7 protein-coding genes are annotated in these 10825 nt (G+C 63.2%); 5 read left to right on the top strand and 2 right to left on the bottom strand.

Annotation, left to right across the window (positions count from 1 at the left end; translation table 11 throughout):
• Nucleotides 1-2 precede the first annotated feature (2 nt).
• The 5 genes from IFU31_RS15025 to IFU31_RS15005 all read left to right on the top strand — a co-directional run bounded on the left by IFU31_RS15025 (nucleotide 3) and on the right by IFU31_RS15005 (nucleotide 5102).
• Complete coding sequence (locus IFU31_RS15025) at nucleotides 3-353, top strand: DUF2934 domain-containing protein (protein ID WP_192103507.1); 351 nt, start codon at nucleotides 3-5, stop codon at nucleotides 351-353.
• A gap of 222 nt (nucleotides 354-575) precedes the next feature.
• Nucleotides 576-2738 carry a glycogen debranching protein GlgX gene (glgX, locus tag IFU31_RS15020; protein WP_192103505.1) on the top strand — a complete coding sequence of 721 codons (2163 nt, stop codon included), beginning with the start codon at nucleotides 576-578 and terminating at the stop codon, nucleotides 2736-2738.
• Nucleotides 2735-3742, top strand: a complete 1008-nt coding sequence (locus tag IFU31_RS15015; protein ID WP_192103502.1) for an acyl-CoA dehydrogenase family protein — start codon at nucleotides 2735-2737, stop codon at nucleotides 3740-3742. The genes glgX and IFU31_RS15015 overlap by 4 nt, the downstream gene beginning before the upstream one ends.
• Nucleotides 3739-4497 carry a PIG-L deacetylase family protein gene (locus tag IFU31_RS15010; RefSeq protein ID WP_122477836.1) on the top strand — a complete coding sequence of 253 codons (759 nt, stop codon included), beginning with the start codon at nucleotides 3739-3741 and terminating at the stop codon, nucleotides 4495-4497. The genes IFU31_RS15015 and IFU31_RS15010 overlap by 4 nt, the downstream gene beginning before the upstream one ends.
• On the top strand, nucleotides 4494-5102 hold the full coding sequence (locus tag IFU31_RS15005) for a class I SAM-dependent methyltransferase (protein ID WP_192103500.1): 609 nt from the start codon (nucleotides 4494-4496) through the stop codon (nucleotides 5100-5102). The genes IFU31_RS15010 and IFU31_RS15005 overlap by 4 nt, the downstream gene beginning before the upstream one ends.
• A gap of 72 nt (nucleotides 5103-5174) precedes the next feature.
• On the opposite strand, the gene glgB is transcribed toward IFU31_RS15005, so the two are convergent.
• Both glgB and treS read right to left on the bottom strand, forming a co-directional pair.
• Nucleotides 5175-7418: a 1,4-alpha-glucan branching protein GlgB gene (gene glgB, locus IFU31_RS15000; RefSeq protein ID WP_192103498.1), complete on the bottom strand. Its 2244-nt coding sequence runs from the start codon at nucleotides 7416-7418 to the stop codon at nucleotides 5175-5177.
• Nucleotides 7415-10738 carry a maltose alpha-D-glucosyltransferase gene (gene treS / locus IFU31_RS14995; RefSeq protein WP_192103496.1) on the bottom strand — a complete coding sequence of 1108 codons (3324 nt, stop codon included), beginning with the start codon at nucleotides 10736-10738 and terminating at the stop codon, nucleotides 7415-7417. Before treS ends, glgB begins: the two co-directional genes overlap by 4 nt.
• Nucleotides 10739-10825 lie beyond the last annotated feature (87 nt).

Below are 10825 nucleotides of genomic sequence, written 5' to 3'. Positions count from 1 at the left end.
AAATGAGTGCCGACGATAAACGAGTCCGCGAATTCGCCTATCAGATCTGGGAATCCGAAGGTCAGCCCGAAGGGCAGGACGAGCGCCATTGGGAGATGGCACGCAAACTGGCCGAGGCCGAGGCGCTAGCGCCTTCCAAGCCGGCCAAGGGCAAAGCTGCGGCCAAGCCCAAGGCAGCCGCTCAGCCCAAACCCAAGCCAGCTGGCGAGGGTCCTGCTGCCAAACCCAAGACCCCGGGCAAGGCTGCTGACCCAGCCGATGCAGCAGCGGATCCCGCCGTCAAGGCTGACGGTGCTGGTAAGCCACCGGCACCGAAGAAGCCGCGTCCACCGAAAAAGCCCACTGCAAAGTGACATCCGCCCGCGTACTGCCGCTACCTGGCACGCGGGCACATCTTCCGTCGGTCCAGCCCCAGGGCTGGATGGCTGCAGTTACCGAACTTCACGTGCCCGTCACCCGGACGGCACGTTCACCGACCCGTTGCCTGCCTCAGCACCTCCCGACTCTGAAGACACCGATGATGCTATGACATCTGCCTGCGCCGTATGCGTGCAAACCAAGAGCAAGGATCGACCATGAGTCCGCACAAGAAAGCTGCACCCGCGCCAGAACCGACCGAACCGTCGCGTATTCGCGAAGGCCTGCCCTTCCCGCTTGGCGCTACCTGGACCGGTCTGGGTGTGAATTTCGCACTGTTTTCCGCCAATGCCACCAAGGTCGAACTTTGCATCTTCGATGCCAGTGGCGAAGAGGAAATCGAGCGCATCGAGTTGCCCGAGTACACCGACGAGATCTACCACGGCTACTTGCCCGACGCCCACCCAGGGCTGATCTACGGCTACCGTGTGCATGGCCCTTACGACCCCGAGAACGGCCACCGTTTCAACCCCAACAAGCTGCTGATCGACCCCTACGCCAAGCAGCTGGTAGGCGAACTCAAGTGGTCCGAGGCCCTGTTCGGCTATACCATCGGCCATCCCGATGGTGACCTCAGTTTCGATGAACGCGACAGCGCTCCGTTCGTGCCGAAGAGCAAAGTCATCGACCCGGCCTACACCTGGGGCCGCGACCATCGCGTCAGTGTGCCGTGGGACAAGACCATCTTCTACGAGGCCCATGTGCGCGGCCTGACCATGCAGCACCCTGCCGTGCCGGAGTCCCTGCGCGGGACCTTCGCCGGCCTCGCCGTGCCGGAAGTGGTCGACCACCTGAAGAACCTGGGGGTGACGTCGATCGAGTTGCTGCCGATCCATGGCTTCGTCAACGACCAGCACCTGTTGCAGAAAGGCCTCAACAACTACTGGGGCTACAACAGCATTGCGTTCTTCGCGCCGCATTCGCGCTACATCGCCAGCGGCAAGATCGCCGAGTTCAAGGAGATGATCGCGCACCTGCACGACGCCGGCCTGGAAGTCATTCTCGACGTGGTCTACAACCACACCGCCGAAGGCAACGAGCAAGGGCCGACGCTGTCGATGCGCGGCATCGACAACGCCTCCTACTATCGCTTGATGCCCGAGAACAAGCGCTATTACATCAACGACTCAGGCACCGGCAACACGCTGGACCTGAGCCATCCCTGCGTGTTGCAGATGGTCACCGACTCGCTGCGCTACTGGGCCTCGGAAATGCACGTCGACGGTTTCCGCTTCGACCTGGCAACCATCCTCGGCCGCTACCACGACGGCTTCTCGGAACGTCACAGCTTCCTCGTTGCCTGTCGCCAGGACCCGGTGCTGCGCTCGGTGAAGCTCATCGCCGAGCCGTGGGACTGTGGCCCCGGTGGTTATCAGGTGGGCGGCTTCGCGCCGGGTTGGGCCGAATGGAACGATCGCTTCCGCGACACCGTACGGGCGTTCTGGAAAGGTGACGACGGCCAGCTTGCCGACTTCGCCGCGCGCATGACCGGCTCGGGCGACATGTTCAACCAGCGCGGTCGCCGGCCCTATTCTTCGGTCAACTTCATCACCGCGCACGATGGCTTTACCCTGCGCGATTTGGTGTCGTACAACGACAAGCACAACGAAGACAACGACGAAGACAACCAGGACGGCACCAGTAACAACGTCTCCTGGAACCACGGTGTCGAAGGCCCCAGTGACGATCCGGAAATCATCGAACTGCGCCTGCGCCAGATGCGCAACTTCTTTACCACCCTGTTGTTCTCCCAGGGTACGCCGATGATCGTCGCCGGCGACGAGTTCTCGCGCACGCAGGGTGGCAACAACAATGCCTACTGCCAGGACAGCGAGATCGGCTGGGTCAACTGGGAGCTCGACGAAGACGGCAAGAGCCTGCTGCGTTTCGTCAAACGCCTGATCAAGCTGCGCAACAGCTACCCGATCCTGCGCCGCAATCGCTTTCTGGTCGGCGAGTACAACGAAGCCATCGGCGTCAAGGACGTGACCTGGCTTGACCCGCTGGGCAACGAGATGACCGCCGAGCAATGGGAAGACGCCCATGGCCGCTGCCTGGGGATGATGCTCGATGGCCGCGCGCAGCCCAGTGGCATTCGCAAACCGGGCGCCGATGCGACCCTGCTGCTGATCGTCAATGCTCACCATGACGTCGTCAACTTCACCCTTCCCGAAGTACCGGAAGGTGAATACTGGAATTGCCGCATCGACACCAACCGCCCGGACCTGGGTGAGCATGAGCGTCTGGAATTCGGCAGCGAATTCCAGGTGACCGGTCGCTCGATGCTGATGTTCGAACTGCACCGGGATGTCGAAGAATGAAACCGACCCTGACCGAGGCTCTGACCTGGCCGGCGCAGGGTTACGCCGACACTGCAGCGCTGGGCAAGGAACTGCGGCGGCTGTGCGCCTCGGGCCTGGACAGCCTGCCGCTGCCCGCCGGTGGCGACACTTTGCAGCGCTGGCAGTGCCTGGCGGCCGTGGCCGGGCATGATCTGGGCCTGTGCAAACTGTACGAAGGCCACACTGACGCGTTGGCCATCATGCAGGAACTGGGCGCCGATCCCGCGCCCGAGGGCTCGATCTGGGGCACTTGGGCCTCGGAGCCGCCCCAGGCACGGGTGATGGTTCGCCACGAAGGTGAGCGCGTGCTGCTCAGCGGCCGCAAGGCCTGGTGTTCGGGCGCCAGCGTCGTCACCCATGGCCTGCTCACGGCCTGGGATGACGATGGCCAGCAACAACTGGTCGCGGTGCCGATGGACCAGGCCAACCTGTGCGTCACCGACGACGGCTGGAACGCCGTGGGCATGGCCAACACCGGCAGCGTCGAGATCCTGCTGGAAAACGCCGAGGGCTGGTGCGTCGGAACCGCAGGAAGCTACCTCAACCGCCCCGGTTTCTGGCTGGGCGGCATCGGCATCGCCGCGTGCTGGTTCGGTGCCGCCCGTGAGCTTGGGCGCTATCTGGCCCAGCACTGCCATGCCCGGCCCGAACCTCATGCACTGGCGCACCTGGGCGCAGTGGATCGAGCATTGGCGGCCTGCATTGCCGTCCTGCGCTCGGCCGCGATTGCTGCCGACCAGCAGCCCGATGGCCATTTCGAGCATTCGGCGCGACTGTGCCGCGCGGTGGCTGAACACACCGCCGACACCGTCATCAGCCATGTCGGCCGAGCCCTGGGCGCGGGCCCGTACTGCAAGGATCCTCATTTCGCCCGGTTGATCGCCGATCTGCCGGTATACCTGCGACAGAGCCATGCCGAGCGCGACCTCGCTGCGCTGGGCCAGTTGCTCGGCGCCCCCACGACGCGGACCTGGAGTTTATGAAAGAAAACCCTATCGTAGGCCAGGGCACGCCCCTGCAGGCCTGGCGCGGCTCGCGGCACTTGGCCGAACTGCCATTGATCGACGCCCAGACTCTGGTACCGGCCGGCTCGCGGGCGGTGATCATCGCCCCGCATCCGGACGATGAAGTGCTCGGTTGTGGTGGGCTTTTGCAATTGCTGGCAGGGCTGGATCGGCAGATCCTGATCATCTCCGTCACCGACGGCAGCGCCAGCCATCCGGGCTCGCAGACGTGGCCGGCCGAACGCCTCAGTGCAGTGCGCCCGCAGGAGAGCGCCGAGGCGCTGCACCGGTTGGGCCTGCCGTTGCACAGCCTGCAATGGATTCGCGGAGGCTTTGCCGACAGCGGTGTGGCGCACGAGGAGCAACGCCTGACCGAGTTCATTCAGCGTTACCTCAAGCCCACCGATGTGGTGTTCAGCACCTGGTGCAACGATGGCCACACCGACCATGAGGCGGTAGGCCGTGCGGGCGCAACGGCGGCCGCGGCTGCTGGCGCGAGCCATCATGAACTGCCGATCTGGACCTGGCACTGGGCGCAGCCCGAAGACGATCGGATCCCGTGGTCGCGCGCGCGCAAGCTGCCGCTGGACAAGGTGATGGTGGCGCGCAAGAGCCATGCGGTGCATGCCTTCGCCAGTCAGCTGGAAGGCGATCCACAGATAGGCTTGGCGCCTGTGCTGCCCCCCTACGTACTGGAGCGGTTGCTGCAGCCGTTCGAGGTGGTGTTTCTATGAGCGGACAAAGCGTCGACAACCAGTATTTCGACAAGCTCTACGAGGGCAACGACGACCCCTGGGCCATGCGGCATCGCTGGTACGAGCGGCGCAAGCGGGCATTGCTGCTCGCCTGCCTGCCGCAGGAGCGCTATGGCGCGATCTTCGAGCCCGGTTGTGCCAACGGCGAGACCAGCCTGGCACTGGCCACGCGCTGCGACGCCCTGCTCAGCTGCGACATGAACACCCGCGCGGTGGGCCTGACCCAGGCGCGCCTGAGCGACATCGCCCACGCCCAGGCGCGACAGGCCGCCCTGCCCGCCGACTGGCCAGGCGAACGCTTCGACCTCATCGTCCTCAATGAACTGGGTTACTACCTGAGTCGCGCCGACCTCAGCCAGGTCATCGAGAAAGCTCGTGCTTGCTTGAACCCCGGAGGCCAAGTGGTTGCTTGTCACTGGCTGGCGAGCATCGAGGGTGCGCCGCAGACGGCCACGCAGGTCCACAAACAGCTGCACGCGGAATTGGGCATGCACCGGCTGGTGGAACACAGGGAGGGTGATTTTCTACTGGAACTGTGGAGCTGCGAGTCGACGACCGTCGCTCAGCACGAGGGATTGCGCTGACCCTTGGAACACCCAGACTTGATACTCAGTCGAAAAAAAGGGGCTCCGTGAAGGAGCCCCTTTTCATTACCGTCAGCCCTGGATATCGGCCCGCGTAGGACGCAGGATCAATACACCCAGCGGTGGCAGGTTGAGGCTGATGGCGTGAGGTTGGCCATGGCTGCCCTCCTCTTCGGCGAAGACCTTGCCGCCGTTGCCGTAGTTGGAGCCAGCGTACTGCTCGGCGTCGCTGTTGAGCAGCTCTTCCCACTCGCCACCGAACGGCACGCCTACGCGGTAGGCCTCGCGCGGAACCGGCGTGAAGTTGGCCACCACCAGCACCGGCTCGTTATTGGCACTCCAGCGCAGCCAGGCAAAGACACTGTTGGTGGCGTCGTCGCCGATCAACCACTGGAAGCCCTCGGGCTGGCAGTCCTGCTGGTGCAGTGCCGGTACTTCGCGGTACAGCCTGTTGAGGTCGGCGACCAACTGCTGAACACCCTTGTGTTCGGAGTACTCGGTGAGGTACCAATCCAGCTGATGATCGTGGTTCCACTCCCGCCACTGGCCGAACTCGCAACCCATGAACAACAGCTTCTTGCCCGGATGAGTCCACATGAAACTCAGGTAGGCACGCAGGTTGGCAAACTTCTGCCAGCGATCACCGGGCATCTTGTCGATCAGCGAGTGTTTGCCATGCACAACCTCATCATGGGAAATCGGCAGCACGAAATGTTCTGAATAGGCATACACCAAACCAAAACTGAGCTGCCCGTGATGATGCGGCCTGTGGACCGGATCGTTCTGGACGTAGTTGAGCGTGTCATGCATCCAGCCCATGTTCCACTTGTAGTCGAAGCCCAGGCCGCCTTCCTGTGTGGGCTGAGTCACGCCCGGCCATGCGGTGGACTCTTCGGCTATCACCATGGCCCCCGGTGCTTCCTGTTTCACCACGTCATTGAGGTGACGCAGGAACGCGATGGTTTCCAGGTTCTCCCGGCCGCCATACTCGTTGGGCACCCATTCCCCTGCCTTGCGCGAATAGTCGCGGTACAGCATCGACGCCACGGCATCGACGCGCAGGCCGTCGATATGGAACTGCTTGAGCCAGTGAACCGCGGAGGCAATCATGAAGCCATGCACTTCAGTGCGGCCCAGGTTGTAGATCAGCGTGTTCCAGTCTTGATGGAAGCCCTCCAGCGGGTTGTCGTATTCGTACAGCGCAGTGCCGTCGAAACGCGCCAGGCCATGCTCGTCGGTGGGGAAATGCGCCGGGACCCAGTCCAGGATCACACCGATTTCGGCTTTGTGGCAGGCATTGACGAACGCCGCGAAGTCTTCCGGCGTGCCATAGCGGGCCGACGGCGCGAACTGCGACAACGGCTGATAACCCCACGAACCGCCGAATGGGTGCTCCATGATCGGCAGCAACTCGATGTGGGTGAAGCCCATCTTCTGCACGTACGGAATCAGGCGCTCGGCCAGTTCATGCCAGTTGTAGGGACGAACCACCTCGCCTGCTTCGTCGAGCTCGCACATCCATGAACCGGCGTGCAGTTCGTAGATCGACTGTGGTGCACCCAGGGCGTGACGCTCGGCGCGGATATCCAGCCAAGCGTTGTCGTCCCAGGCGAACTGCATCGGCTTGGCCACCCGCGAGGCGGTGGACGGCGGCAACTCGGTGCACAGGGCAATGGGGTCGGCCTTGAGCGGCAGAATGCCGTGCTGGCCAAGAATCTCGTATTTATACGGTTCGCCAGGCTGCAGGCCGGGGATGAACAACTCCCAGACGCCGGCCGGGAAGCGTTGGCGCATTGGATGACGGCGACCGTCCCAGACGTTGAAGTCACCGACCACCGAAACCCGCTTGGCGTTCGGTGCCCAGACGGCGAAGCGCACACCCTGCACGCCTTCGATTTCGATGAACTGGGCGCCGAAGACGCTGCCCAGGTTGCGATGCTTGCCCTCTGCAAACAGGTAGATGTCCATGTCGCCGAGCAGATTGCCATAGCTGTACGGATCTTCGCTGACCTGCACCCCCCCCGCCCACTGCACGCGCAGCAGGTAGGGTTGGCTTTGCTCGATATGGCCGGTAAACAGCCCGGGCACGTCGCCCTGGTCGAGGGTCGTCAGTGGATGCCCCCCGTCCTTGGCCAATACCTGCACGCTCAGGGCCGTCGGCAGGTAGGCACGGATGTAGCTGCCTGTGCCGCCATCGCTATGGGCACCCAGAACCGAGAACGGATCGGAATGGTCGGCACGGATCAGCGCCTCGATATCGGCTTTTGCCGGCAACGCGCCGGAATCGCGCTTGCCATGTTCGCTGTGCGCACTCATTGCTTATTCTCCCTCGTACTCAAGAGCCCGAACAGTCCGTGCAAGGGCACGGCCAACCAGCTCGGGCGATTCTCCGCTTCATAAGCGATCTCGTAGGCAGCCTTTTCCAGGCTGAACAAATCCAGTGCCGCGCGCGCGCCGTCCGGGTCCTGCCACTGATGTGGCACGGCCTGGGTCGCCAGGTCGTAGGCGCCGATGAACGCATGGCGGGCCTCGGCCAGGTAGCGCTGGGCCACGCGCTGGCGCGCCGATGCCGCTTCCTCGGAGGCATCGGTGCTTTGTACATTGCGGATCGCCATGGCCGCAGCGTAGTCGAACGAACGCAATACGCCTCCTACATCCTTGTAAGGACTGTATTTGGCGCGGCGCTCTTCGAGTGGCCGTGCAGGCTCGCCCTCGAAGTCGATCAGGTAGGCATCACCCTGCACCACCAGCATCTGGCCCAGGTGCAGGTCACCATGGACCCGCATGATCAGACCGCCAGTGGCCTGCGCGCTGAGGCGCTCGACCTGGGCCAGCAACTCTTCGCGTCGGCCCAGCAGTTCGGCCACCAAAGCCTGGTCCTGCTCGGCAAATTCGGCGCGGCGCTGCTCGAGCAGGCCCAGCGCCCGCTCGACCTGGCTGGCGATGCTTGTAGCCCAGCCTTGGGCATCTTTCCGGTTGCTCACCCGGGCGAGGAAATCGGCCTGCGCACCGGACGCCGCCAGGGCGACGTGCATCTCGCCCAGGCGCTGGCCGAGCATGCCGGCAAAGTCTGCCAGCTCGCCCAGTGCGTCGTAGCGCTGGCCTTGTTCGGAATGGGCGAAGGCCATCTCGTCGCGAATCGCGCGCTCGAGGTTGTTCTGGGTCCATTCCCAGGCGTCGCCCTGATTGTTCAGGTAACCCTGGGCAATCATCAGCAAGTGCGGTGTTCCGCTGACATCCACACGGCTGACGGACCCCATCAGCGGCGAGATGTTGGCGTAGCCCGCGGCGGTCAGGTAGGCGCCCATTTCCAGCTCTGGATGGATGCCACCGCTGACGCGGCGAATCATCTTCAGCACCAGGCTGCCGCCAACCACGACCGAGCTGTTGGACTGCTCGGCCGAGAGGTAGCGGATCACCGAAGTCTGGTCGAGATTCAGGGCCGTCAGATGCTCGGTGGCCTGGAAGCGGATCTCGCCTTCGCCGGTCGCCAGGGTCTTCTCGACCTGAAGCCCTTCGATTACCGAGTGGATGAAGTTTTCCAGGACGAAGGCGTCGGTGATCAGGCCCACTTCACGGCCGCGCCGAACACGCGACAGCGCCAGTTGCAAGGGCAGCGGCGAGCCGCTGTGCTCCTCGGGAATGAAGCCGAACGGGAACTGGTAGCGGCTGGTCTGGCCACCAGCAGTGACCTCCAACTCGCTGAGCAGCACCGGGCTTTGCGGCGTGCCGAAGCGCACGCCATAGGCGATGCGCAGGTTGTCGATGGCCACGTCCTTACCGCCGAACCAGCGCCGCTTGGGCAGGTACTGCAGCAGAGAAATGTGTTCCAGAGTGCTGCGCGACGGCTCGTCGAGCAACTCCTCCATCCGTTGTTTCAAAACCAGGGTCTGGAAGTCAGGCATGCTTTGGGCCGGTTCGACGTGCCAACTCGGCATCTGGGTTTCGCTGGCCAGCAGGAACCAATAGAAGCCGTAGGGTGGCAAGGTCAGCAGAAAATTCAGCTGACCGATGGGTGGGAAGGCGCTGCCGCCGAGCATCTCTACCGGCACCATGCCGGCGTACGGGGACAGATCCAATTCAGCCGCTTGGGCGGCACGCGAGACGTTGGCGACACACAACACGATCTCGGTCTTGCCATCGCTGCCGGTGTATTCACGCACGTAGGCCAGGATGCGGCGGTTGGTCGGCGTGAGCATGGTCAGGGTACCGCGGCCGAACGCTTTCTGCTGACGGCGCACGGCGAGCATGCGCCGGGTCCAGTTCAGCAGCGAGTGCGGGTCGTTGGCCTGGGTTTCGACGTTGACCGACTGGTAGCCATAGAGCGGATCCATGATCGGCGGCAGCACCAGGCTGGCCGGGTCGGCGCGCGAGAAGCCGCCGTTTCGGTCGATCGACCACTGCATGGGCGTGCGCACACCGTCGCGGTCACCCAGGTAGATATTGTCGCCCATGCCGATTTCGTCACCGTAATACAGGGTCGGTGTGCCGGGCATGGACAGCAGCAGGCTGTTGAGCAATTCGACCCGGCGGCGATCACGTTCGAGCAGCGGCGCCAGGCGACGACGAATGCCGAGGTTGATCCGCGCGCGGCTGTCGGCCGCGTAGTAGTTCCACAGGTAGTCGCGTTCACGATCGGTGACCATTTCCAGGGTCAGTTCATCGTGGTTGCGCAGGAAGATCGCCCACTGGCAGTTGGCTGGGATAGCAGGCGTCTGGCGCAGAATGTCGGTGACTGGAAAGCGGTCTTCCTGCGCCAGTGCCATATACATGCGCGGCATCAACGGGAAATGGAACGCCATGTGGCATTCGTCGCCGTTGTCGCCGTGGGCATCGCCGAAGTACAGCTGGGTATCCTCGGGCCACTGGTTGGCCTCGGCCAGCAGCATGCGGTCCGGGTAGTTGGCGTCGATCTCGGCACGGATCTGCTTGAGCACCTGGTGGGTTTCGGGCAGGTTCTCGTTGTTGGTGCCGTCACGCTCGATCAAATACGGAATGGCATCCAGGCGCAGACCGTCGATGCCCATGTCCAGCCAGTAGCGCATGACGTCAATGACCGCTTTCATCACTTGCGGGTTGTCGAAATTCAAATCCGGCTGGTGCGAATAGAAACGGTGCCAGAAGTATTGGCCTGCGACGGGGTCCCAGGTCCAGTTGGACTTCTCGGTATCGAGAAAGATGATTCGCGTGCCGTCGTATTTCTCGTCGCTGTCGGACCACACATAGAAATCGCGAGCCTTGGAGCCCTTCTTGGCCTTGCGCGCGCGCTGAAACCAGGGGTGCTGGTCGGAAGTGTGGTTGATCACCAGCTCGGTGATCACACGCAAGCCGCGCTTGTGCGCCTCGCTGATGAAACGTCGCACATCGGCCAACGTGCCGTAGTCCGAGTGCACCGCCTTGTACTCGGCGATGTCGTAGCCGTCGTCGCGACGCGGCGACGGGTAGAACGGCAGCAGCCAAATGGTATTGACGCCCAGATCGGCGATGTAATCGAGTTTGGCGATCAACCCCGGAAAGTCACCGATGCCGTCGTTGTCGGAGTCGAAGAACGACTTGACGTGGACCTGATAGATAACCGCATCCTTGTACCAGAGCGGATCATCGATGAACGCTTGCGACCGAGGCTTTTTCGCCATTGTTGATTCCCTGTAGTGAGCAGCGTGTCTGGAGCGGCTGGACATCGCCTGGAGCAGCGTAAGACACCGAGTGCGGCGTACGACGTC

This window comes from Pseudomonas sp. CFBP 13602 (genome assembly GCF_014842725.1).
Taxonomy (GTDB): Bacteria; Pseudomonadota; Gammaproteobacteria; order Pseudomonadales; family Pseudomonadaceae; genus Aquipseudomonas; species Aquipseudomonas baltica.
The sequence above is the reverse complement of the archived record's forward strand: the minus strand, read 5'-3'. Positions and strand labels throughout refer to the sequence as shown.

Coding starts and splice junctions, on each gene's coding strand:
- IFU31_RS15015 (WP_192103502.1), top strand. CDS start 2,735: ATGAAACCGACCCTGACCGAGGCTCTGACCTGGCCGGCGCAGGGTTAC.
- IFU31_RS15010 (WP_122477836.1), top strand. CDS start 3,739: ATGAAAGAAAACCCTATCGTAGGCCAGGGCACGCCCCTGCAGGCCTGG.
- glgB (WP_192103498.1), bottom strand. CDS start 7,418: ATGAGTGCGCACAGCGAACATGGCAAGCGCGATTCCGGCGCGTTGCCG.
- IFU31_RS15005 (WP_192103500.1), top strand. CDS start 4,494: ATGAGCGGACAAAGCGTCGACAACCAGTATTTCGACAAGCTCTACGAG.
- IFU31_RS15025 (WP_192103507.1), top strand. CDS start 3: ATGAGTGCCGACGATAAACGAGTCCGCGAATTCGCCTATCAGATCTGG.
- glgX (WP_192103505.1), top strand. CDS start 576: ATGAGTCCGCACAAGAAAGCTGCACCCGCGCCAGAACCGACCGAACCG.
- treS (WP_192103496.1), bottom strand. CDS start 10,738: ATGGCGAAAAAGCCTCGGTCGCAAGCGTTCATCGATGATCCGCTCTGG.